This window comes from Fredinandcohnia onubensis, from assembly GCF_002734285.1.
In the GTDB taxonomy this organism is placed as follows: domain Bacteria; phylum Bacillota; class Bacilli; order Bacillales; family Bacillaceae_L; genus Ferdinandcohnia; species Ferdinandcohnia onubensis_A.
This window is the reverse complement of record NZ_NSEA01000008.1, coordinates 340032-364223: the sequence shown is the minus strand read 5'-3', so window position 1 is coordinate 364223 and position 24192 is coordinate 340032. Positions and strand designations below refer to the sequence as shown.

General features: G+C 35.4%; 26 protein-coding genes and 1 pseudogene. 18 read left to right on the top strand and 9 right to left on the bottom strand.

Going from position 1 to position 24192, the window contains the following annotated elements; all coding sequences use genetic code 11:
- Window positions 1–48 precede the first annotated feature (48 nt).
- Window positions 49–1263 carry a formaldehyde dehydrogenase, glutathione-independent gene (fdhA, locus tag CKJ95_RS09725; RefSeq protein ID WP_099353207.1) on the top strand — a complete coding sequence of 405 codons (1215 nt, stop codon included), beginning with the start codon at window positions 49–51 and terminating at the stop codon, window positions 1261–1263.
- A gap of 12 nt (window positions 1264–1275) precedes the next feature.
- Window positions 1276–2040 carry an MIP/aquaporin family protein gene (locus CKJ95_RS09720; RefSeq protein ID WP_099353206.1) on the top strand — a complete coding sequence of 255 codons (765 nt, stop codon included), beginning with the start codon at window positions 1276–1278 and terminating at the stop codon, window positions 2038–2040.
- 62 nt (window positions 2041–2102) lie between these two features.
- Here the strand turns inward: CKJ95_RS09720 and CKJ95_RS23795 are convergent, their stop codons facing one another.
- The gene (locus CKJ95_RS23795; RefSeq protein ID WP_257215749.1) at window positions 2103–2495 is read right to left on the bottom strand and encodes a hypothetical protein; all 393 of its coding nucleotides are present in this window, start codon (window positions 2493–2495) and stop codon (window positions 2103–2105) included.
- A 381-nt stretch (window positions 2496–2876) separates the two neighbouring features.
- Between CKJ95_RS23795 and CKJ95_RS09710 the strand changes: the two genes are divergently transcribed.
- Both CKJ95_RS09710 and CKJ95_RS09705 read left to right on the top strand, forming a co-directional pair.
- Window positions 2877–4361 carry an amidase family protein gene (locus CKJ95_RS09710; protein WP_099353205.1) on the top strand — a complete coding sequence of 495 codons (1485 nt, stop codon included), beginning with the start codon at window positions 2877–2879 and terminating at the stop codon, window positions 4359–4361.
- 135 nt (window positions 4362–4496) lie between these two features.
- Complete coding sequence (locus CKJ95_RS09705; RefSeq protein ID WP_099353204.1) at window positions 4497–5738, top strand: erythromycin esterase family protein; 1242 nt, start codon at window positions 4497–4499, stop codon at window positions 5736–5738.
- 126 nt (window positions 5739–5864) lie between these two features.
- Here the strand turns inward: CKJ95_RS09705 and CKJ95_RS09700 are convergent, their stop codons facing one another.
- Window positions 5865–6227 carry a hypothetical protein gene (locus CKJ95_RS09700; protein WP_180271464.1) on the bottom strand — a complete coding sequence of 121 codons (363 nt, stop codon included), beginning with the start codon at window positions 6225–6227 and terminating at the stop codon, window positions 5865–5867.
- 334 nt (window positions 6228–6561) lie between these two features.
- Between CKJ95_RS09700 and CKJ95_RS09695 the strand changes: the two genes are divergently transcribed.
- From CKJ95_RS09695 to CKJ95_RS09675, 5 genes are all read left to right on the top strand, one after another.
- On the top strand, window positions 6562–6774 hold the full coding sequence (locus CKJ95_RS09695) for a DUF3951 domain-containing protein (RefSeq protein WP_099353203.1): 213 nt from the start codon (window positions 6562–6564) through the stop codon (window positions 6772–6774).
- 73 nt (window positions 6775–6847) lie between these two features.
- Complete coding sequence (locus tag CKJ95_RS09690; protein ID WP_099353202.1) at window positions 6848–7114, top strand: hypothetical protein; 267 nt, start codon at window positions 6848–6850, stop codon at window positions 7112–7114.
- A gap of 228 nt (window positions 7115–7342) precedes the next feature.
- Window positions 7343–8488 (top strand): tetratricopeptide repeat protein, encoded by a 1146-nt coding sequence (locus CKJ95_RS09685; protein ID WP_099353201.1) that lies wholly within the window; start codon window positions 7343–7345, stop codon window positions 8486–8488.
- Window positions 8489–8582: 94 nt separating this feature from the next.
- The gene (locus tag CKJ95_RS09680) at window positions 8583–8951 is read left to right on the top strand and encodes a class I SAM-dependent methyltransferase (protein WP_099353200.1); all 369 of its coding nucleotides are present in this window, start codon (window positions 8583–8585) and stop codon (window positions 8949–8951) included.
- 231 nt (window positions 8952–9182) lie between these two features.
- Window positions 9183–9380 carry a hypothetical protein gene (locus tag CKJ95_RS09675; protein ID WP_099353199.1) on the top strand — a complete coding sequence of 66 codons (198 nt, stop codon included), beginning with the start codon at window positions 9183–9185 and terminating at the stop codon, window positions 9378–9380.
- Window positions 9381–9590: 210 nt separating this feature from the next.
- On the opposite strand, the gene CKJ95_RS09670 is transcribed toward CKJ95_RS09675, so the two are convergent.
- From CKJ95_RS09670 to CKJ95_RS09645, 6 genes are all read right to left on the bottom strand, one after another.
- Complete coding sequence (locus CKJ95_RS09670) at window positions 9591–9962, bottom strand: hypothetical protein (RefSeq protein WP_099353198.1); 372 nt, start codon at window positions 9960–9962, stop codon at window positions 9591–9593.
- Between the two features lie 26 nt (window positions 9963–9988).
- Window positions 9989–10504 carry an acyl-CoA thioesterase gene (locus CKJ95_RS09665; RefSeq protein ID WP_099353197.1) on the bottom strand — a complete coding sequence of 172 codons (516 nt, stop codon included), beginning with the start codon at window positions 10502–10504 and terminating at the stop codon, window positions 9989–9991.
- Between the two features lie 206 nt (window positions 10505–10710).
- The gene (locus CKJ95_RS09660; RefSeq protein ID WP_099353196.1) at window positions 10711–11607 is read right to left on the bottom strand and encodes a LysR family transcriptional regulator; all 897 of its coding nucleotides are present in this window, start codon (window positions 11605–11607) and stop codon (window positions 10711–10713) included.
- 201 nt (window positions 11608–11808) lie between these two features.
- Window positions 11809–12939, bottom strand: coding sequence for a Ger(x)C family spore germination protein (locus CKJ95_RS09655; protein ID WP_099353195.1), 1131 nt, complete (start codon window positions 12937–12939; stop codon window positions 11809–11811).
- A gap of 4 nt (window positions 12940–12943) precedes the next feature.
- Window positions 12944–14038: a GerAB/ArcD/ProY family transporter gene (locus tag CKJ95_RS09650; RefSeq protein WP_099353194.1), complete on the bottom strand. Its 1095-nt coding sequence runs from the start codon at window positions 14036–14038 to the stop codon at window positions 12944–12946.
- A gap of 8 nt (window positions 14039–14046) precedes the next feature.
- Window positions 14047–15528, bottom strand: coding sequence for a spore germination protein (locus tag CKJ95_RS09645; RefSeq protein ID WP_099353193.1), 1482 nt, complete (start codon window positions 15526–15528; stop codon window positions 14047–14049).
- Between the two features lie 331 nt (window positions 15529–15859).
- Here CKJ95_RS09645 and CKJ95_RS09640 point away from each other — a divergent pair, with 331 nt between their 5' ends.
- The 8 genes from CKJ95_RS09640 to CKJ95_RS09605 all read left to right on the top strand — a co-directional run bounded on the left by CKJ95_RS09640 (window position 15860) and on the right by CKJ95_RS09605 (window position 22156).
- Entirely contained in the window at window positions 15860–17404 is a 1545-nt protein-coding gene (locus CKJ95_RS09640) for an ATP-binding protein (protein WP_099353192.1), read from the top strand.
- Window positions 17405–17899: 495 nt separating this feature from the next.
- Complete coding sequence (locus CKJ95_RS09635) at window positions 17900–18814, top strand: winged helix-turn-helix domain-containing protein (protein ID WP_099353191.1); 915 nt, start codon at window positions 17900–17902, stop codon at window positions 18812–18814.
- A gap of 80 nt (window positions 18815–18894) precedes the next feature.
- A complete protein-coding gene (locus tag CKJ95_RS09630; protein WP_099353190.1) occupies window positions 18895–19359 on the top strand; it encodes a gamma-glutamylcyclotransferase family protein in 465 nt (154 codons plus the stop codon).
- Window positions 19322–19756, top strand: a complete 435-nt coding sequence (locus CKJ95_RS09625) for a gamma-glutamylcyclotransferase (protein WP_180271463.1) — start codon at window positions 19322–19324, stop codon at window positions 19754–19756. The genes CKJ95_RS09630 and CKJ95_RS09625 overlap by 38 nt, the downstream gene beginning before the upstream one ends.
- Window positions 19756–20286: a hypothetical protein gene (locus tag CKJ95_RS09620; protein ID WP_099353188.1), complete on the top strand. Its 531-nt coding sequence runs from the start codon at window positions 19756–19758 to the stop codon at window positions 20284–20286. The genes CKJ95_RS09625 and CKJ95_RS09620 overlap by 1 nt, the downstream gene beginning before the upstream one ends.
- A gap of 383 nt (window positions 20287–20669) precedes the next feature.
- The gene (locus CKJ95_RS09615) at window positions 20670–20906 is read left to right on the top strand and encodes a helix-turn-helix transcriptional regulator (RefSeq protein WP_099353227.1); all 237 of its coding nucleotides are present in this window, start codon (window positions 20670–20672) and stop codon (window positions 20904–20906) included.
- Window positions 20899–21246 carry a DUF2178 domain-containing protein gene (locus tag CKJ95_RS09610; RefSeq protein ID WP_373604846.1) on the top strand — a complete coding sequence of 116 codons (348 nt, stop codon included), beginning with the start codon at window positions 20899–20901 and terminating at the stop codon, window positions 21244–21246. The genes CKJ95_RS09615 and CKJ95_RS09610 overlap by 8 nt, the downstream gene beginning before the upstream one ends.
- Before the next feature lie 142 nt (window positions 21247–21388).
- On the top strand, window positions 21389–22156 hold the full coding sequence (locus CKJ95_RS09605) for a hypothetical protein (RefSeq protein WP_257215748.1): 768 nt from the start codon (window positions 21389–21391) through the stop codon (window positions 22154–22156).
- Window positions 22157–22212: 56 nt separating this feature from the next.
- Here the strand turns inward: CKJ95_RS09605 and CKJ95_RS23790 are convergent.
- Window positions 22213–22359: pseudogene (locus tag CKJ95_RS23790) on the bottom strand (DUF6434 domain-containing protein); the annotation flags it as partial.
- Window positions 22360–22829: 470 nt separating this feature from the next.
- Here CKJ95_RS23790 and CKJ95_RS09595 point away from each other — a divergent pair.
- The gene (locus tag CKJ95_RS09595; protein ID WP_099353185.1) at window positions 22830–24131 is read left to right on the top strand and encodes a uracil/xanthine transporter; all 1302 of its coding nucleotides are present in this window, start codon (window positions 22830–22832) and stop codon (window positions 24129–24131) included.
- Window positions 24132–24192 lie beyond the last annotated feature (61 nt).

Below are 24192 nucleotides of genomic sequence, written 5' to 3'. Positions count from 1 at the left end.
TTCTTATAAAAGTTTTGACAATACGATCATTTTATGGAGGGGAAAAACATGGTAGGAAACAGAGCGGTAGCATATATGGGACCTGGTAGGGTAGAGGTAATGGATATTGGTTATCCAGATTTAGTTTTAAGAGATGGGCCTGGAGTAAATCCATTGAATGTAGGTCGCAAATGTGAACATGGTGTTATCTTGAAGGTAGTTACAACCAATATTTGTGGAAGTGACCAGCATATGGTTAGAGGGAGAACAACTGCTCCCGCAGGACTTGTTCTAGGGCATGAAATAACTGGAGAAGTAATTGAAGTTGGGCGAGATGTGGAATTTATTAAAAAAGGGGACTTGGTATCTGTTCCGTTTAATATTGCGTGCGGACGATGCCGAAGCTGTAAAGAGCGAAACACACATATTTGTGAAAATGTAAATCCTGATCGTCCTGGTTCAGCCTATGGTTATGTAGATATGGGTGGATGGGTAGGAGGTCAGTCTGAATATGTGATGGTACCATATGCTGATTTCCAATTATTGAAGTTTCCGGATAAAGATCAAGCGATGGAAAAAATTAAAGATTTAACAATGCTCTCGGATATTTTTCCAACAGGTTATCATGGAGCAGTAAGTGCAGGTGTTAAGCCAGGATCTACTGTCTATATTGCGGGGGCAGGTCCAGTTGGGCTAGCTGCAGCACATTCAGCACAACTATTAGGAGCATCTGTCGTTATTGTTGGGGACTTGAATGAAGAAAGGCTTGCTCAAGCAAGAAGCTTTGGCTGTGAAACTGTAAATCTACGTAATCATCCTGATTTGGGAGAGCAAATTGACCAAATTCTTGGTGTTCCTGAAGTTGATTGTGCTGTCGATTGTGTTGGCTTTGAAGCATCTGCACATGGTGCGAATGCGATAGAAGCACCAGCAACAGTTTTAAATACTATTATGCAGGTAACTCGTGCAGGTGGACGACTAGGGATTCCAGGACTTTATGTAACGGGAGATCCAGGTGGAATTGATGAAGATGCTAAAATTGGTACATTGAGAGTTCGTCTAGGATTAGGTTGGGCGAAAGCACATACATTTGTTACAGGTCAAACGCCAGTCATGCAATACCACCGTGACTTAATGCAAGCGATCTTAAGTGGAAAAGCGCAGATTGCAAAAGCTGTTAATGCAACTGTTATTTCTTTAGACGAAGCGCCAAGGGGTTACGCTGAGTTTGATAAAGGTGCTTCCAGAAAATATGTAATCGACCCTCATGGACTTGTGAAATAATGGTGTCTGCCGATGGAGACACCCATCCTGTTCAAACGATGTTTTGGTGAAGGTATTGGTACTGCATTATTAGTTCTAATAGGTCCTGGAACAGCTGCTTTTAATGGAATTATTACGGCTACTAACAACGAGTCAACAACATTGGCAGATATTGGCGTTATCAGTTTTGCCTTTGCAATCATTGTTATGGCCATGATTTATTCAATAGGCAGATTAACGGGGTGTCACATAAACCCAGCGGTTACAATCGCATTAGCTTCGACGGGTCATTTTCCATGGAAAGAAGTAGGACCCTATATTCTTGCACAATGTGTGGGCGGTACCATTGGGGCGTTTGGAATTGTAACGGTTTTAGGCATGGACGGAGTCTTGTTGGGTAATTTAGGGGCTACTGTACTTGCGCCATCTACCGGATATTTACAGGGGATGATTATTGAAGCTGTTGCAGCGTTTATTCTTATGTTTGTGATTATGGGAATTGCAGTGGACTCAAAGGCTCCACAAAATTGGGGAGGACTAGTAATTGGTTTAACGGTCGGAGGGATTATTATGATGACTGCCGGTGCTACAGGAGCATCATTCAATCCCGCAAGAACCTTTGGTCCCTATGTTGCAGATAGTTTATTAGGTGGCAATATTAACTGGATCCAATTTCCTGTTTATGTCATTGGTCCAATTATAGGTGCCATTGCAGCAGCGGTAATTTATACGTATATGACCAGTTCGAAAAAACTACCGGTATCAAATGAAACTTCTCATCATGAAATAGTTAAATAGTTTATTATGGTGCCTGACCCTCAGTGCGGTAATGCTTTACTGTGTTGGGGGTCAGGCCCTTTTTATAGAGTAATACCTATAAAAAAGAGCAGAATTACAACGAATAAAGCCAAAATGACGATCCACCACTTAATTTTTACTTTTGTTAGTAAACGGTCAACAATATAAAAAGAGATGGCAGAAACAAGACTAAGAACTAGGAACACTAATCCGAAAAAACAATGGAATAGAAAAGAACAAATTTCCCGAGAGTATGTAGATGTAAACATCTTTTTACTCATCCAATCACTCAATATGGATGTAATAACCCCATATGAAATAACAATCATTAAATTTAAATAATATAAGCCAGCAAATCCATTCAGATTAAAACCACCAGGAACCATAAAAATGAGCGCAACTATCAAACTACTAATGATCGCAGTTAAAATTTTTCTTCTTATTATAATAGACATGGGCCTCTCCCTTATTAATACACGTACTGAACAAAACTCCCTGTTAGAAGAATACCTGTACCAAATGGCATATAGTTCCAGTCGTGTGGTATCTTCTTTTGATTTTACAATAATTATGATCCAGCATATATACCTTTTTTAAAACGTATTAGATAAATTCCTACAACTCGAGAAGTACGTTTATTATGGAAAAAGAGTCCAACTTCTGCAGGTTATTATTCACGACTTGCATAGATTGGCTCTTTTTTTTCATTCATAAAAGATTACATAAAAAAATAGATGATAAAATGATAAAATAATAGGTAAATAGTGGTATCTAAGTAGACTTTAAATTTTAGTACGTTAGTAATTGTTAGGCAAATCAAAAGGGGGCGATGGTTGATGTTCGATTACAAGCAATATGACGGGGTGGGATTAGCTGAGTTAATTCAAAAGAGAGAGGTGAGAGTGGAAGAAGTTCGTGAGGCCGCGATTCGTGAAATTGAAAAGAAAAATGGTGCGCTCAATGCCGTTATTGATAAATTTTACAATGGTCCTGAGGAAATTGCTCAAGTTGAATCAACTGGACCTTTTGTAGGTGTGCCTTTCTTAACCAAAAGTATTAATCAGGAAGTAAAAGGTCGTCCAATTAGAAGTGGTTCAAAGCTACTGGAAAAGATTAAAGCTGATCAGGATAGCGAGTTCGTTCGGCAAATTCGGAATACGGGTGTTAGCATTTTGGGACAGACGAATGTTCCAGAGTTTGCGTTACTAGGGATAACGGAGCCAGTTCATTATGGACCATCAAGAAATCCTTGGAACACGGAATATACACCAGGTGGTTCAAGTGGAGGTTCCGCTGCAGCTGTTGCATCGGGCATGGTTCCGATTGCAGGTGCAAATGACGGTGGTGGGTCGATTCGAATTCCTGCTGCTTTTTGTGGATTGTTTGGATTAAAGCCTACTCGTGGTCGCACACCAATTGGTCCAAGAAGAGGGCGGGTATGGCAAGGTGCATCAGTCGATCATATTTTAAGCCGCTCTGTTAGGGATAGTGCAACCATGCTTGACCACTATCAAATGGACCGTGCCAACGCGTTTATTGCGCCTCCTTTTAATGGGTCTTATGTAGAAGCATCGATGACTCCATTAACAAATCCGCTTAAAATAGCATTTTCAACAGACTCACCATTAGGCACCCCTGTTAATCAGGAGTGTAAAGAGGCCGTACATATAACGATTAGGCTCTTAGAAGAGATGGGGCATACCGTTATAGAAAAGGCGGCACCAATTGATGGAAAAAGAGTAGCGAATAGTTATTTTATGTTGTATTTTGCAGAAGTTGCCACAACCTTGACGGAACTTGAGGATATAATCGGACGGAAGGTCACATTTAATGACGTAGAACCGGCAACTTGGATCCTGAATTTACTTGGAAAAGCTGTTTCAGCAGAAGAATTATTAGCAAGCCTAAAGTTTTGGGACAAGTCTGCCATTCAAATGGAAAGCTTTCACGATGATTATGACCTTTACCTCACACCGACTACTGCCCACCCTCCATCAAAGATAGGGGAGCTCGATCAAACTCCATTTGAAAAAGGACTGATTAAAGTAGTGGGAGGTTTAAGATTAGGAGGCATTTTAAAAAAGTCAGGTTTTGTTGAGCAATTGGCAAACAAGAGCCTTGAGAGAACTCCATTCACCCAGCTTGCGAATTTAACCGGACAACCTGCAATGACTCTGCCCATGCATCTCACCAAGGATGGTCTCCCATGTGGTGTTCAAGTTATGGCAAGGCGCGGTCGTGAAGACCTTCTGTTACAGCTTGCAGGTCAACTTGAAGAATCAGATTCTTGGATTCAGGTGAATGAAAATCCTAGTTTTTAAGAACTTGAAACTGGTTGTAGGCCTCATTATGAGACAATTTTTACAACAGGGGATGGCTTCGATTTTCGAAACCAACAATAAAAAGCAATTGTGGTGGGGGTCAGACCCATTTTATTAGAAAGGAGGAATGGAAAAATGAATTTTGTCAGGAAAAGTACGAGAAACCGTTGGAAGGAACAAATTAGAAGAACTGCCTCTGAAATACGTACAAATAATGATTTATCATTTATTGATCACTTTATAAAAGATAAGCGAATTATCCTTCTTGGTGAAAATTCGCATGGAATCGCAGAATATTTTAAGACTAAAACGGAATTCATTCGCTATTTACATCTACATCACGGTTTTAATGTTGTTGTCCTTGAGAGCGGTCTTTTGGAAGCAACTTTGTGCAAACACTTTTTAAGTGACCATTCTCCTGAAAAACAAATTCAAAATTGCTTGTTAGATATCTATCACAATAAAGAAATGGAACCTCTTTTTAATAAAAAATGGACTCAATCTTTAAAAATTTCCGGAATGGACCCTCAACCTACTTATCCTTTAATATCAGAATGTATGACAGACTGGTTAAAAAACCATATAGATAATGAGTTATATGAAAAGATAATAGCACTGGAGAAACGCTTTTTTGAAATAGATAAAGAAATGATGTTAAAGATAACAAGATCCCTAAAAAAGAGAATGAGAATGGCCATTGAAGATTATGAAGGCGTATTAAAAGTAATGGAAATAAAACAGAAAAATGTCACAAATCCTGAAATACAAAGGATGTTTCTATTAATCCATCGAGGAATTCAAAACAGGTTGGAATGGTTACAGATAAATCTAAAAGGTTATCTGACTTCAGGAGTTCAAAGAGGGTTTTATATGTTTCAGAATTTAGAGTGGCTTATGAATCACTACTATAAAAATGAGAAGATAATCGTGTGGGCTCATAATTTTCATATACGAAAAAGACGTCCCCTTACTGCAAAGTTATTGGGAATAAAATCAGTAGGGTATTGGTTACAAAAAAAGTATTCAGATGATTTCTATGCAATTGGTCTTTATGCGGGCAGCGGAACATTTGCAACTCAATTAAGGGTTGAATTGGAGATAGACATTAAGAAAAAAGATCATTATCATTTAGAGTCATTACTTTATGAATCATCAGAATCAGACTTATTTCTTCCATTAGATGTAAAAAATCAAATCGCCGATAAAAAAATGTGGTTCAAAAGAAGATGGTGGTTATTAGAGTCGGGATTTTTAGGTCTATCCCCAAAGGTTATTTATCCACAAGACTACTATGATGCAATCATTTTCATACGGAAAGTGACCTCACCAAAATATTTCAAGCGTTCTGATTTAGATGAAGGCTATAACTCTACATGATTTTGGTGCCTGCCCCTCAGCATGGTAATGCTTTACTGTAGTGGGGGTCAGGCCCTTTTAAATAGAAAAAGCCATTACAATTTCCTTGTTGTAATGGCTTCTGTAGTAATTGGGTGTAAGGATATTTTAGTAGTATCCACCGTAAGGAGGGTACTGGTAACCCGGGTAATTTTGATAAGGTGGGTATGGCGTTGGCGGGTATCCTGGATAGGATCCATAGTTAGGGTATGGGTAATACGGATAGTTGTTAGGGGAATTGAGCAATGTCCCTGCTAGTAATCCACCTGCTAATCCACCCAAAAATGGGAGTCCACCTTGAAAACCTCCGTGTCCCGGTTTACCATGGCCACCACCATGTCCTGGTTTACCATGATGCCCATGATGCCCACCACCGTGTCCATGCTTAAACTCACGCATCATTCCCGTTTGTCCATAATCATATTGATACGGAAAAGGCATTGGATTCGTTTGATACCATTCATATTTCATAACTATTCCTCTTTTCATGAATTCTTTGTCCCTACAGCATATGCAACTACCCATAAAAGTTATTGGGCGACTATCCATGAAAAAGGATATTTACCTAAAAACAACTGGGTATAGCGGGATTTCGAAATGATAGCTTGTCCCTTGTTGGAGCGTTCTGGTGCCTGCCCCAGTGCGGAAAAGTATTATCTTATCAAAGGTTTTATGTAATTTAATGTTAAAATAATTGTATGAGTAGTTGTTCTTCTTGATCAACTAACGAAGCCGGTTAGTTGAAGAAGGGATTTTTTAACAGTTCATAGAATATAGGTAATTAAGTAATTTTAGGGGTGGTTAAATGGCTTATATCTATACTTTATTCGTTATCTCTGTAATTGGTTTTATAATTTATCGAACGATTAAGAAGAAATCAACACCATCTAATAGGTATACACCATACGATGACATTACAATGGGGAAGAAAATTGAAGTGAAACAAGATAGTCCATTAGAAGACTCAAAACACGTTATTCAATACGAAGAAAAAGTAGAGAAAGATAAAAAAGTTTAATGTCTTAATTTTTGTTTTGTCTTACTAATCTAACGAAGCAGGATAGTTTAATTAAGAAAATGAGGGAATGACTATGAAAGGATTAAATTGGATTAGTACACTTACTGTTATATTTGGAGTTGTTTTTATTATATATGGGTGGATACAATCTCTAAATGTTGAAGCTCATACATCAGAATTTGAAAGTGAATTAATGAGACGAACTGTACGGACTTATGTTTTTATCTTAGGTGGAGTGATTGTATTAGCAATGGGTATTTCTTTGAAACTTATAAAAACACATTTAAGTTCATTAGAAAATAAAATTTTTGAATTAGAAATAAAAACAAAAACAAAGTAAAAAAGTAGATAATTAGTAGATTTTGAAAAAAATGTACTTAAAGAAAAGGGTGCGTTGATCCAAGAAGGATTACGCACCTTTTTGTTGAATTTATTGAATTATGGAGCAGGTTACTTAAATGATAAGTTTTTTTAATGCTTAGAAATAAAAGTTCAAATTATTGAGAACTAATTATATATTGTATCTGCCTAATTTTCAGTAAATATATCTTTTTAACTGGAGGAACAGATGACAAAAAGAAATAAACTTATATTAATGACTAGCATATTGTTTTTATCTACATGCATTTTTATTGGATACACCGTACTAAATAAACAATTACCGTTCCTTTTGAACATAAAACATAGTGATTATCTACAAAGAGAAGGTTCATTTTATACTTTATATTATGACGGTAGTGAAGAAGACAAAGTTAATAAGTTTGTCAATGTAACTGATACAATATTAAATACCGCTAACACATGGTTCGGAGAGTTTGAAAAACCTAAAGAGGAATTAAAGATTTTTTTAATACATAAAAATGATCAACCGCATTCTGGGCTTAAGGGTGGTTATGGGAATTACTTTCCAGAATATCATTTAATGTTTATAAACAGTGATTTAGATGAAGATCAATTAATTAATACTTTCAGTCATGAATTTGCACATTACTTCATGGGGGAATTTTTAAATGAACATAACATGGAGTTTTATGATATTCCTGTTTGGTACCATGAGGGAGTTGCAGAAGCTTTTGCACATCAAAATAAAACGATACCATTTTTAACTGATGTAGCCGGAGGACGGATAAAACCATTGATGGAATTTTCACAAAGTAAGATGACTAGAGAAGACTACTTATTATCACACTTTGCAATAGAGAACATTATAAATGAGAATGATGAATCCATTATTACTGAATTAATAAGAATGACAAAAGAAAGTAATGATTTCACAACTGCCTTTAATAAACTTACTGGATATGACTTAGACACATATCATCAACTATTCGAAGTGGATATTGATCAATTAACTGATATGATTTCTAAAGCGGAAACATTAAATGAAAGCGGAGCTGTAAAATTAATTCTAGATTACATCGCAACAAAAGGCAGATATTTTAATGAAGCTCCTACTCTACTCTATGCATTAAGTAATATATACATCAGACAAGGACGCTTTGATGAAGCATTAAAAACATATGAAGAAGTAATATTATATGAAAAAAGTCCAGCCATCTATGCTCAACTTTCAGAAATCGCTCTAAAAGTAGATCGGAAAAAGGCGTTGAAGTATGCAACTGAAGCTCTGGAAATAGCAAAAGAGAAAGATTGGAATGTTGAAGTATTTAATCAGCATCTTGATGAAGTAAAGAAGTTAACAAATGAGAGTTAGATACTAACAAAGTTATTAAACTACGGAGCAGGTTACTTGAAGTAGAGGAAAAGAGATATCGTAACGAATATTTGATTGATTAGGGGGAAGTTTGATGGCTGATGAAACATTTGAGAACCCAAGACTTGCTTATATTTATGACCCATTTGACCCTGACCGATTTGATTTAGATGCTTTCGAGTCTATGATAAATGAGTTTGGAGCCAGTTCTGTACTCGACATTGGTTGTGGAACAGGAACTTTTGCTTGTTGTTTAGCCTCAAAAGGCATAGAGGTTATTGGACTAGAACCAGCCGAATCGTCACTAATGGTTGCAAAAACAAAGGGTTGGTCTGACCGTGTTAAATGGATTCACGGTAATGCTCTTGACCTTCAAGAATTGAAGGTTGACCTTGTAACTATGACCGGGAACTTATTTTGGTTTCCCTTTTTATTTATATCAAATATCAACACTATTCTTTAACAGAGCCACTCACTTAAACAAAAGTATTGTTCCAAATTTACGATAAATCCATTCATTAATAGTCTTTTAAGCTAGGAAAAACTTTTGAAGGAAGAGCTGCTAATCTTTCTACGCTAAGAAGAAAAAATTAGGGTTTTTATGTTACATTAACGACCGTTTTTTCTGCTTATCCAGTTAGATATTTTGCACTGAAAGTAACGGGTAGGGTATTTTGATAAAAAGGAGGTTGACTTGGCATACTTAATTGTTTCCATGGGGCAGGTAGGAGTATTATATATTATTGTTAATTACTTTCCGAATAACGCTGCTACAATCAAAAAATTATTATATGCCCTAGTCTGGAGAGGAATCCTTGTTTTGCTTGAGTTATATACTGTAAAAATTGAGGTATTACATTATGGTAAAATGGAATCCATGGTATTTCTGTAGCATTTGGTAAAAACAATTAACCCATAAAAAAGGTGGAGATGACACAATCGTTTAAGAACGTTGGTTCATCTCCATCTCTTTATATTTTCTATTCTTTTTGATTATTATTAAATATGGTAGATTTTAGAGTAAAAGCGCTGGCTAAATACCTCATTTACTAACGGAAAGGTTCACCGTAACTATATCATCGGCGGTTTTATTATGGAGGAATTAACGTACAAGAATTGGACCAACTAACGCTTTTGGGTTTTCCCCTAATGCCAATTTGCTAATATTTTCATAGCTGACATGTTTATACGTATTCAGTAATTCTTTCAAGTCAGGGAATTTATTATCCGCTTTTAATTTTTCGATTTCCCTTTTATATACAGACAATACATAATCATTTTGAAAGTTTGGAACGAAATCACTTGGATCTTCATCCATAACTAAGGACCCCATATATTGATATCCATACTGCATTTGACGAGTAAGTTTAATGACATTCAAAAATTTACTATAAATAGATGGTTTTATTTCATGTAAGCTTTCAATCGCTGTTTGCGCATTTTTTAGTTGATTGTAACTTGATGCTATTAGCATACGATATTCTCTCCCCTTTATTGGTATTAATCCCATGGTTTTTCTAGTGTAAGTTTTGACACGAGTTCTTTGTTTTGTTCCCTTTTTAGCTTGCGGATTTTTTCCCGTTCTTTCCCTGTCTCAAAAAGAAAGCTTTCTTCCTCTGATTCTGGAATAACACTGGGCACTTGCATTGGTCTTTTATTATCATCCAGGGGAACAAAGGTAAAGAAAGCAGTAGCCGCAATTCTTCGGCTCCCTGTTTCAAGATTTTCAGCGATCACTTTACAGAAAATCTCCATTGACTTTTTACCTGTATAGCAGACAAATGATTCGATACAGACCGAGTCACTTACACGGATTGGTTCGAGGAAGTTAACGCCGTCAGTCGATGCCGTAACGCATTCTTTTACCCGTGAATGTCTGCGAGCAGAGAGCACCGCACAAGCATCCATCTTTTTCATTAGAACACCGCCAAATAATGTATGATAATTATTCAAATCATTAATTAGCACCTGGTCGGTTTGAATTACACGTGTATCTTTAATTTTCTTTGCTTCCATTAATATCACCTTATATGAAAAATACTTTTGAAGCGGCCGCCTCTTTATGCATTAGGATTTTTTACAAGGACAATTATAATATGATTATAGTGGAAACATAAAATGCCAATTCATATATAACATTCATAACAAAATAGTATGTAAGCGCTCTTTAGCCAAAAAATAAAAAAAGCTTCCTCTAAACAAGAGGAAACCTATTGATATTATCAATCATATGGATAAGCTGTCATCAGCTTCTTTTTTGCAAATCGGATAAATTCTTTGGCAATCTGTGATAAATTTTCATCCTTTTTCCAAATCATAGCTAGATTCCATTCGATTGCAGGATTGGTTACAGTTAGGGTGTGAATATTATTTGTTAATTCCATACATGTACTTTCCGGCAACAAAGTAATACCTAAATTGGAAGCAACCATTTCTTGAATAAATTCCAATTGTGATGCTTCAGAAATAATAAACGGTTGGAAGCCAGCTTCTCTACAAGCATTGATGACAATATTTCTTAACTCAAATTCTCGGTTGAACATAATAAATGACTCTTCCTTAAGTTCTTGTAATGACACTTCCTGTTTTCCAGCGAGACGATGGGACGATGGTACAGCTAGTTTTAGTTTCTCCTTAACGAACATAAAATAGTCAATATTATTATCATTTTCACGAAGAACAACAACCCCAAAATCTAGTAAATCATTAACAATCCTCTCTTCAATCACTTTCGAACCATCTTCCTCCAATTGGAATGTTACCTCTGGATATTCTTGATGAAACGATGACATCAGTTGGGAGAAAAAAATGGTATTGGTAATCGTAGGAAGACCGATACGGATATGCCTTTTTTTTAGCATGACCATCTTATCTAATTCCTCACCTAGTTGCTGCAGCTGATTTTCAATTTTTAATACATGTTTTTTTAGAACACGTCCCGCTTCAGTCAGTATAAGTTTTTTTCTTGTACGAATAAAAAGCTGTGTACCAAGTTCATTCTCCAATGACTTGATAATTCTACTAAGGGCAGGCTGGGTAATAAACAAATTCTCAGCTGCACTTGTAAAATTTTCAGTGCGAGTCACTTCAATAAAATATTGTAAATGTTTAATTTCCAATGATATTAACACCTTAAAAAAATTTTTTTATAAAGATAATATATTTTACCATACTTTTAACCATAACACTACGAGAATTAACTCGGTCTCAAGTCTCACGCTATTCCCGCTGGAATCATGCGAAAGTGAGAAAAAGCCCCAGTGAATAATCAACACTTGGGTCGTATTAGGGGCGTTAGCGATTTTGTTCCTAAAAATATGTTAATCAATTGATCCAGTTCGCTTAATTTCCACCTTTATATTTGGTTTTACTTTTAGTGTAGAGTAATTTTGTCTTAAATCTCCTTCAGTTAAATGGGAATATTTTCTTACACTTCTTATTTTTCTTCCGATGCCAATGGGATCAGTATTTAAATTTTTTAATTCCTCAAGTATATATCCAAATTCTTTGTTTAGGGCTTCGCCTATTAGTTGTTCCGTCTTGTTTAGTAAATCTTTATTTTTCAAAGAAGTAGTGGGTTGAAATTCTAATATTGAAACGGATATCGTTGCATTTAAATGAACAAATTCTTCGTTCATTATTTCAATGTTTCCTTTGTACTTTATCGGATGAAGTGTGATCTTATAAATATCACTTTTAGGAAGGTTGAGTTTTGCCATATCCCTATTCTCTAGTTCACCAGCAGGAATCTCTACAGTTATATCACCTAAAAATGCCTTATTATTTGTGAATAATTTTAGATAAAAGGTGTTTATCAACGAAATAGACCCCACAATTTTATCATCTTTGAATAATGCAACACCACTTATAGAAGGTGCCGCCCCATTTGCATTTTTAATCATGGGTAGTGTAGGATCGATTCCAATTTCATATAGTGTAGTTATAAAATCATGTAAGTTGGAGTTGACTAACATTTCTTTCTTTTCGTGTTTATCCAATAGTTGATAGATATAGGATCCCATTTCGGGATATTCTTCATAGTTTGTATTGTTAATCGTCTCCTCAGCATTATCAGTAATGGCCAAAAAAATTAAAGAACCGATACTACTATCTCGTTGCATTGTATCCAGAAAAGAAGTAATTCCTACTGTTTCTGCCATATTTTTATTAAACAGTATGGTCCTTAATTGACCAGACGTAATGTCATGGCTAGTTCGTTCCTCTAGTTTTTGTCTGATTTGTTTACTAGTCGTTCCTTCAGCTGAAAGGGTTACACTCGTCTTTTCTTCTTTTCGGTCAAATTGTAACAAACTGATAGTGCCTTTGTATGTATTGTCATCAAGCAAGTCATATCCAATAATCGTTGAAATCCCTTGCATTTCTATTATTTTTTCAGGGGCCATGCATGCAGTACAAAAAAGAAAACACAGCAGAATAGCAATTTTTTTCATTCTTTCAACTCCGTCTGGAACGAGTATTGATTTTTGATCTTATAAGGGTGACTCCATACAAGAAAATCGGATAGATAAACCAAAGAAAAAATCCAGTTTTGCCAATTTGGTCAAAAAAATAATTATTATCTACTCTTTTAGTAATTATAAAACTGCAGATAAAAAGGATAATGGAGATGAGCCATATTCCATATTTTTGTTTTATATGAAAAATTTGTTTAATGCCCCTGGAAGAAATATATAAAGTGATACATAGGTTTGGAAAAATAACTAAAATCCATAATGGAACAGCAACAAATTCAAAACGTTCAATAAATGGAAAATGGACCGTGCTAATCATGCTGACAACTGGCCATACATTCTTCTCTAGTTCTTTAGCACTAAAAAATAAAATAGAAACTACAGTTGTTATTAAAACAAGAATGGTCGTAAACCAGACTGCTATTTGACTAAAAAGTTGAAGTTTATTTTTCTCCTTAATAAACGGAAAAATAAAAAACAACGTCTCGAAACCTAACATTGTATAACTGCTCTTGAAAACTCCTTTCATAATTTCTGAAGGAGTTGTCGTCATTATAGGTAAAATTCTAGTTAAGTTTATGGTTTGAAGTGGCTGGTAAACAACAAATAGCAGCCATATAGTCAATAAAAAGGATAAGAAGCAAACACCGGTCACTACTCTGAATCCGCCTGATACAGCGTAAATGGTTATCATTAGTAAAGCCAGTACCCCGACCCATTCATAAACTCCTTCATATCCCCATGTTAGTGACAACTCGACATAACTAATGATAATCGAATAATTGACGGCAATATAGTAAATGACAATAAATAAGTTGAAAATACTACCGATAAAGCGTCCAAATATATGATCATGAATTTCAAAAAGAGTATCACCTTCATTTTTTTTAAGGATAGAAATCATTAACCATGTAATCAAGCTAACGAATAAACCAGATAGTAAAATGGATATCCAAGCATCTGTTTTTGATTCTAGATACATAATTCTTGGAACTCCAAGAATTCCCATACCAATTTGTGAAGTGTGTATGATATAAAACGCCATAAAGGCATTAACAAAACGTATATTTAAATTCATTTTGCACCTCAAAATTCATCTAAATCTGTTATATTTCTTAATCGATCCTTAAGGCGAATGGAGTCTTTGGGTCGATTAACTAACGGTCGTCTCATATAAAAATAGTGGGGGAGACGTATTAAAAAATATTTCAAATCTTTCATTCTTAGCGGATATAGAGGGGCAAGATAAGGTTTATTTAAAGAAGTTAATTTTAACAAGTGAACCATTAGAACACATAGACCGACAATGATTCCGTTTAACCCCCAAACACCTGCTAAAATAATAATTGGAAATCTAGCAATTCTTACAGCTGTACCCATTTCATAAATAGGAGCAGAAAATGCCCCTAATGCACTAAACGCAACAATGATAATTAAAATATTGCTAGTCAATCCTGCCTCAACCGTAGCTTGACCAATTACAATACCCCCTACAATTCCCATTGTTTGTCCTACTTTTGTAGGAAGGCGGGCCCCAGCTTCTCTAAGTAATTCAATCAACAATTCTAGTAAGAGTGCTTCTAATAAGGGGGGAAAAGGAACTTGTGAACGTGATTGTCCAATGATAATTAATAATTTAGATGGTATGAGTTCAAAATGATAAGTCATGGTAGCCACGTAAATGGCTGTTAAAAAAAGAGAACCGACCATAGCAAATAATCGGATAAAACGAATAAATGTACTTAAAGACCATCTCAAATAGATATCTTCTGTTGATTCGAAAAATGAGAAAAAATTAGCAGGACCTATAATCGCTACTGGGCTACCGTCTATAAAAACACCAATACGCCCATTTAAAATCGAGTAGATAAATCGATCGGGCAGCTCTGTTAATATAAATTGTGGAAATAAAGAGTAATGATTATCTTCTAGACATTGAGCCAAAACGGAACTGTCAATTATATTTTCCGTTTTTAATTGTTTAATCCTGTCCTTAAGTGTCTGAAGAGTTTCATCGTTCGCAATATCTTTTATATATACAATTCTTACTTGCTTTTGAACGCGTTCCCCAATCTTTATTTCATCCGTGCACAAATTATTATCATTTAGATTTTGTCTTATTATCTTAACGTTAGAAGTTAATGATTCAGTAAATGAAATTTTAGGTCCATATACTAACGATTCTGTTTCTGCTTTCTCAATAGAGCGTTCAATGGGATTTGCGCAGTTTACAAGGAATGCCTTTTTCTCATCTAAAAAATAAATATAAGCAAATCCATTTAATAGGGAAGAAATTATCTCTTGTTCCTCCAAATTTACCTTTAATTCTTCTATAGGTATGTTTTTCATTAAATAGGTGTAATGTATGTATTCTACAGAAAGTTCTTCAATGTATTTAATGACGTATTCATTTAGAACCTCTGGCTTAATTAGATTTTTCATGAAGATAATATGAATCCCCTCTTGACCAATTTCAAGATTTCGACAGATCAAATCGGGTGATTCATTAAGAATGGATTTAATTTTTTCATAATTTGGGAAGTTATCATTATTATGACGCTCTGTCATTCGTAATCTATCCTTCAACCGTTTTTATTAGTGTCTGTAAAAAACAATTAACTTATACAGAATATGGATAGTGGGACAGTGAAACATTAACTTGACATAGTAGAAGTCATTCTCACTTTTTATAAGGTCTCTTATCGGAAACACCTATCAACATTACATGCTAATTTGTTAGGTGTTTTTTAATGTAATAATGGATGTCAAATTCTACAATTGGCCTTGTTCCTACCGTAGTAAGCCTAATTCTTATACAAAATTTACAGAAAAAAAGAGGGATTTGTATAAATTTGTTTAAATATTAAGTAAAAATACTGTTTTTTTTAAGAGGGATATAATGAACACACAAATCGATTATATTGGTAGGAAGATAAAAGAACTTCATATTGAAATATTTCAAAATTATAAGAACACAATTGATGAGTTGAATTTTTATAATCCTATTTTTAAAAACTTGGATTTTCAAAATGTACTAGACGATAACATATTCATTCATATAGGGGATTTTTTAAGTAATAAAGAAGATAAACACAAAATTAATATAATTGCTTTTGTAGAAGCCTTTGGTCTTTCTTTGATCAAATCTAATTCTTCCCTCAATCACTCTTACAATTTTGTAAATATAATCCGTTGCACAATCACGGAATTGCTTGAAACAGAGGTACATCAAAAATCTATATCGATTGATACCTTATTTGAAGTGATGAAAATAATGGAATCTATATACCAGCTTATGTCCAATACACTATTGAATATGTACAATGATGAATTGTCATTCATTAAACATGCTTTAGATGCGTCTAAAGAGGATTTAAAAATGACACTTAAAGAGCTGGCAGATTTGGAGAGTGTCTTAAATGAAGCCACTATTTTTGCGATTACAGATCGTGAAGATAGAATTCTATATGCAAATGATAATTTTTGCAATCTATACAAATATACTAGAGAAGAACTTTTAGGACAGAAACATGAGGTTTATTCTTCAAACTTTCATCCACCTTCATTTTTCGAGGATATATGGGATACGATTCAAGGTGGAGAGGTTTGGAAAGGAGAGATTCTTAATCAAGCAAAGGATGGGACAAAGTATTGGCTAGATACTACAATCTTTCCATTTGTAGATTCAAACGGAGAGCGTTATAAACATATATCCATTCAATATGATATTACTGAAAAACGGAATACAGAAGAGGCACTACGTAAAACGGAGAAACTTGCGATGATTGGAGAATTGGCTGCAGGAATTGCTCACGAAATACGAAACCCGTTAACAACAATTCGTGGATTTGTACAGCTACTGAATGATAATGGTGTAGAAGTACATTATATTGATACAATCATAGATGAGATTGATCGGATTAATTTCATTGTCAGTGAATTTATGGTCTTTGCAAAGCCTCATCAAATCTACTTCAGTGAATGCAATATTACGAGTATATTAAAAAGTGTCATTAAATTTCTCGAGCCTGAAGCTAATTTGAAAAATGTTAACATTGAATATAAATTTCCAAGAGATGAAGTACTAATTTCAGGGGAAAAAAATCAATTAAAACAAGTATTTTTAAATTTAATAAAGAACTCCATTGAAGCAATGCCTACTGGAGGTTATGTATCTATTGTTGTTGATAGGACTTATCAAGAAATTTCAATTACAATTAAGGATGAAGGGATAGGAATGAAGGCAGACCAAATAAAAAAACTTGGGGAGCCTTTTTTCACGACAAAGCAAAATGGAAATGGCTTAGGTCTAATGGTTAGCTATAAAATCATTCAAAACCATAAGGGAACGATTCAAGTGAATAGTCAACTAAATCAAGGAACGACTTTTTTTATTTCATTTGAATCTCCAAACTTAACGAGACAAATTCCAGCTTTGAATTAATGAAAAATATAATATATAGTACCTCAAAGTGCTGCCCATTGGGTAGCGCTTTCTTAAAATATCTTCGGAGCAGCTTGTACAAAATAAACGAATGTACGATTTTTGATTTTCGATAAGAAAGGGCGAGTTTGTGAAGAAATGTACTTAAAGTAAAGTGTGCTTTAGTTGTAGAACAGTTCGTTAGATTACTAAAAACGCAGAGGATGGTACAACCTCTGTGTTTTTCTGTGTGGTTTTATTGTCTAAAATTATGAGATTTATCTTGATATTAACCTTGCGATTTGGTTTTTCTACTACTTCATAACCTAACTACTTAGTTATTGCGGGACTGGTTTTTTTGTATTTCCAACAGTTTAAATGCACATTTATTTCCAACAAATATTACTTATTAGGATGAAATATTTAAAAGGATTAATGAAAACTATTGAAGAATATAGATATTGGATAACTAAAATTAATAATGAAAAATCAAAACTGCAACAATGAGGTGTCCCCATGCCAGATCAAATAATAGTTTGGAGAAGAAAACAAGGTTCCCTGAATGAGTCGGCTTGGCTAAAAGAAGGAATCAAATTGTACCGTAGATTGTTACAAACAGAACCAGACAATACGGACTATAAAGTTGAGCTTGCTAAGATGCTAGTCCGGAGCGGGGAAGACGAAAAACTAGTACATGTAAATCTAATCAATGCGAAAGAACTGTTCAATGAGGTTTTAGAGATTTTTCCAGATGATACGAATGCCCTATACAGGATGGGACATATCCATTATGAAGCACAGGAATATGAGAAAAGCATTGAATATTTTACAAAGGCAATTCATACTTCATTGTCCAAAATCAGACTGTTCCGAGCGTATGCGACGATGGCTAAAGCATTTTATAAACTAGGAGACGATCTGGAAGCCATTCGTTATTTGGACAAGGCAATAGATTCAGATGAAGAACATAATTTTAGCGGTGAATTAAATGAAGTGAGAGCATTAATTACACAAAAAGGCCAGCAAACGAGAGCAATCAGGTATCCAGATGGCACGTACATGCTTGCTACTATTGATGACGTTGAAAATGTAAAAATGGAGAATGAAGATAACGAGGCCACATTAGATATGGCTCACTTGCGCCCTACCTTTTCCGGACCGAAAGATGTCGCTGAATTACAACGAAAAGAAGCAGAGGTGTTGAAATATTTAATCGAAAAAGGTCGAATTGTTTCAAAAGAGGAACTGATTCAATATGTGTGGCCGGAGGACGAGGCACCTGAGACCACTTCCATTAAACCGATTATCTCCAAGATTAATCGAAAGGTAAAGAAGTGCCTGCCAGAGAATACACAGAATCCAATTGTGAACAAACGTGGGCAAGGTTATATGTGGAGTTCCATTGAAACGAAGATTATAACGCTTCTATAAACGTACCATTTCTTAAGGTTGGCTGACTGCCAACCTTTTCTTTTTATACTAAACCTAACAAATAATGAGGAGTGGTAAAGATGAAGAACATATTTGTATATGGAACATTGCGTAAAGGAGAAGGTAATGCTCACTACCTAAAAGAGGCAACCAGATTGGCAGAACAGTGTTGGACCAATGGAGAATTATATGATACAGGATTTGGCTATCCAGCAGTGAAACAGTCCCGTTCATCACGTGTGTATGGAGAACTTTATGAAGTAACTGATCTTGAGTTGAAGCAAATCGACCAATTAGAGGGCTTTCGTGATGGAGGAACAAAGAATTTATTTGAAAGAGTGGAACAAATGGTTTTCACAGACAAAGGTCCAGTCAAAGCCTATGTGTATATTGCGGGTCAATCTAATTTGCTAAACAATCGAATTCCCGATGGTGATTGGAAGGAGTATAGATTACTAAATAAGCAACGTAGTACGGTACTATATTTTGCCTATGGAAGCTGCATGGATGACAAACGGTTTATTGAGCAAGGTGTGGATCACTAATATGGTTGGGGTAGGGGTTCTCGATAGCTATTCCCTACGTTTTACGCGTAAATCCACAGTGGATGGGATGGGACGTGCGGATATTGTGGAAGAGGGTGGCCAAGTAGAAGGTAAGGCCTACGAAATCCCAGTTGAAGCTTTGAAAAATTATCTATACCAGCGTGAGGGAGCACCATTTGCCTACCGTGCTACCTTTGTAACGATAAAACTAAACGGTAATGACACACAAGCCATTACTTTTACTGTCAAAAATAAAAATGAAGAAATGGCGCCACCAGCAGATTATGAAAAGGAAATTCTTCGTGGAGCAAAAGGATATTTGTCAGAGGATTATATCTTGAAGTTGAAAGCTCATATGGATGGTTTGAAAAATCAACCAGTAGGAGGTATGGAGTAATGGGTACATTCACCGCTCAAATCTTAGTTGGTCAAAAACATTCTTATGAAGGTGGCATCATGAATATTTCACACATGCTGTATCTGTCAGAAAACAGCAGACCAGCATGGATTCTAACACCATTACATGCAGTTACTGAAAAAGAGCCTATTCAACCTAAGAGAATTACCTGGATTCCAACAGTAGAGCATATGTTGGAGGATGGACTCCTCATGATTGCACTTTATGTAGTAAAAGATAGTGAACTGCTCAAATTAGCAACTGAGTTTATCAAAAATGCTAACAAAGATTTCATTGAACTCTACCAGGACGTGAAACCTGAAAATTTGCAAAAGCTTTATAAAGAAGCAAAAATGATAATGAGCTTTCATAAGATAATTGTTTCCGTATTTGAAGGAGCGTCAATTACAAACCAACTCTCCGTTTTAAAAGATTTTCAAAACGATATAGAAGTGTGTAAGTCCATATATACAAAGGAATTCTCACTTTGGACCGAGGAGTTTGAAAGTAATGGAGATTTAGAGGTATAACCTAATGAAAAGGTAAGTATACCTACGAAGTATTAACAGAAAGGAATATAGGGTCTGCCCCTAGTTTGTTAAAGCATTAACGTATGTGGCGCGCCGGAGAAGATACGGATTGTTAATATGAAATGGAATTTGATTTCCCTTCTGGATATGAAAATAAGGAAAATCTGAATATTTTCATCCACTCGACTGCCTAAAAAACATAATTTACTCCTGATCGCCCTGTGAACCTGACGGAAACATGAATTTCGTCAGGTTTTTTTTGTATTTCGCTTTAGCTAAATCAAAGTAATTTGAGTAAAAATAAATATATTTTATAATTTTGTATAAGTTTACTTTACTTTTATAAAAGGTGAGTTTATAATTTGATTCAAGAGGTGATGGTCATGAAGAAAGATTTTGGTGATTCGATCTCAAATAAGGTGTATGAATATCGTGTACTTGCCAGAATGTCTCAGCAAGAATTAGCAGAGAAAGTCGGGGTTTCCAAACAAACCATCTTCGTAATGGAAAAAGGAAATTATGTTCCGACTCTCTTATTAGCTTTTCGGATTGCCGACTTTTTTAATGTTGATGTAAATGAGATTTTTACTTATGTGAAAGGGAGTGGACATGGTGATTGATTTTTCAGATATTTCTAACGCAATTTTTAATCCATTAAAGTCTTGGGCAGAACAATCGGTAGGAAATTGGAATATTCTTATTGTTAGTGGTTTTTTATTGGTTTTTGTCGGAGGGATTCTAACATACGTATTACAGAAAAAAATGGGCGAAGCTGACGAAAGAACAGATCAAATAAAATTAAAAAGTGCCTTCATAATGTTAAGTGGAATAGTTTTGTGCGACGTGATTTTCCCAAAAGAATATATGTGGCAAATCTTCTTCTTATTTAAATATTCACTTGCATTCCTTGCCTCTGCAGTCTATTTAGCTATTAGATATAAAAAAGATTTTATTGGTTAAAGAACTAAACAGGAGGATTTGGAAAAGATTAGCAAAGAATAATTGAAATTGGGAGAAGAGGAGGGGCAAAAAAATTAGGACAGTTATTAAAAGTCGTTCGCCAAGAACAATTCTTATCCTTCTTTTTTTCCTGTTTTTAGTATTGATATACGGGTACCAACGACTAGAGAAGGACTTTATATATCCGAATTTACCTGTAGCAGTCGAGGAAGATTTTTTATCAGAATCATACTTTTCTGAACTCTCAGAGCAATATGATCTAATTCGCTCTGAACATCGAAAATGGTATAGATTTGATACATCCAAAGCAACTGCATCACATGCAATCCTAACGAAAATGATGGATGATTTGGTAGGAAATCAAAAGTATTTTAACGGGCATAAGCAATTTAATCTGTTTTTTGAGACATTTGATTACCATGTCAAACAACTTCCTTATATCACGGAAGACATTCACTATTTTCGCAATGTACTGAATCGATATGGAGAGGCGCCTGAACAATTAGAAGAAATGATTGAACTAGTGGCATGCGGAAAATGGCAGCTATTCAGTGCTAGATATCACCGGTATGAAGTGAGAGAATATGACGCCGCTTATAATGTGAAGTTTATATCATCAGATGGTCGCTTTGAAGTTGTCTACAATGCTGAAACGGGTCAAATGGTAAACGATCCGGTAAACATGGGCACGTATAATTTTGCGCCAGGGAGTATCCATCCATTGAAGTATTACCAGCACCATAAATACGATAAAGTTCCTTGGAAGAAATGGGGTAATACCAATCAGATTTCATACAAGGAAATTACAAAGCGGCCGTCAAGGCATGGTTCAACGGAGCAAAAGAAAAGTACGAAAGAACTTGAGAACTTAATCAAAAACAAAATATGGGATTCAAAGAAGTGTCGATAAAGATTCGATCCTTCAGGATTTGATGTGCTAAAGGAAGTTACCACACTAGCAAAATTCACAGAATCTGAAAGGTCAGTTTTCAAGGAGTGTTTAAAGTAGTTTTGGATATATGTAGAAAAATGAAATGTTGGGAAAACTTCTTGAAAAAAACCCCTTACAACTTGACTACAGCGATGGTTCCCCGTAATGACTGTATCCAGACTTTGTGATTCAATACACTTTAATATAGTTTAGAACATTCGTTCTACAAAGCTAAAAAATTTGCACCTGTATTGCTTTACCGTGCTGGGGGTCAGGCCCTTTCTTTTAATGCTTTACCGTGGTGGGGGTCAGGCCCTTTCTTTATGCGTAAACGAAAGTAAGTGTTTAGCATGTAAGGGAAACAACTAATATTGTTGAATGTCACACGTTTAAAGGAAATAAGGATGGAAGAGAAAAAATTTAGTTGTCTGAACGGAGTATATTGATTTTGGAGCATTGTAATGGTATTCTTCAGGGAGTCTTTCGGTTTACGTAAGACTCTTTTTATATTTCGAAATGTGGGCTTGTTCTTCAGTTCTGTAAAAGTTTACTAGATGGGGTCTGACACCAAATTTGCAGCCCTCCTTTTAGTGGCGGAAAAAATAGGGAACCGGGAGAACCGTCCCCATGGTTCAAGAAAGTGGTGTGAATGATGAGTAAGGGGTATGTTGTAACGGTTTTTTCTTCTGTTCAATGGCTTATTTTTATTTTTGCTAATACAGTGGTTGTCCCGATTTCGATAGGAACCGTGTTTGAGGTGCCTCAAGATATGATTGGAATGATGCTAAGATGCTCTCTAATCCTTACAGGGGTAGCTTGTATGTTTCAAGGATGGATTGGACATCGAATGCCCATTATGGAAGGACATTCTGGGTTGTTATGGGGCGTTATATTAAACCTAGGGCTCACTGCTTCTTCGATGGGAATGAGCCTATCTACGATTGGTGGAGGGATCACGACTGGGATTCTACTCGCATGCGCATTTACAATCGTTTTAACAGCATGTAATGGTTTGTCACTTTTTCAGTCACTCTTCAGTCCAATGGTCATGTCAGTATATCTTTTTCTCTTAACCTTCCAATTGATTTTTATCTTCTTTAAAGGAATGTTTCCTTTAACAAAGGATGGGGTATTAGATATACCGTTAAGTTTATTATCAATCGGAATTGTTATCCTAGTTGTGATTATAAAACTTAAAGGCTCTAAATCTATTAGTAATTTCTCCATTTTAATAGGTTTAATGATTGGATGGATATTGCATGATCTATTGTTTATGGATGTTGGCCAAGGGGCTTTAGAAGCATCCTCGATGTCTTTCACTTTATTTCCTATTGGAGAACCAAATCTAGAGTTTGGGATTATTGGGGTGACATTCTTTGCAGTGGTAATCAATTTGAGCAATACATTTGCTTCGATTGAAGCAGCCGGAAAACTGATAAATAAAGAAACCCCACAACGTAGATTTCATAATTCAATCTATGTGACAAGTGTTTTTACGGCGCTTGGTTCGGGATTTGGGCTAGTACCTTACACACCATTTACATCCTCAATCGGATTTCTACAAAGTACAAGAATATTTCATTCGAAACCGTTCCTTATCGGTGGTGGGTTATTAACAACAATCGGACTGGTTCCTATATTCGGATCATTCCTTGCAACCATGCCAATTTCAGTAGGAAATGCTGTTTTATTTGTTGCCTATTTACAATTATTCGGTACAGCCTTTAGCAGCCTTAACGGAAAAACGTTTAATTCGAATACAATTTTTCGCTTAGCAGCACCAGTTCTCGTTGGGATTAGTATCATGAATATTTCACCAACTGTTTTCTCTGATATCCCACTATATATACAGCCGTTTATTAGCAATGGCTTAATTATAGGCGTTTTACTATCAGTTACGTTAGAGAAAATAGTGAATTGGAAGGTATTCGAGACGGTAGAATTGAATAGGTAGTGGATATTTACTGAGATTAGAGTGCCTGACCCCCAGCGCGGTAATGCTTTACTGTGCTGGG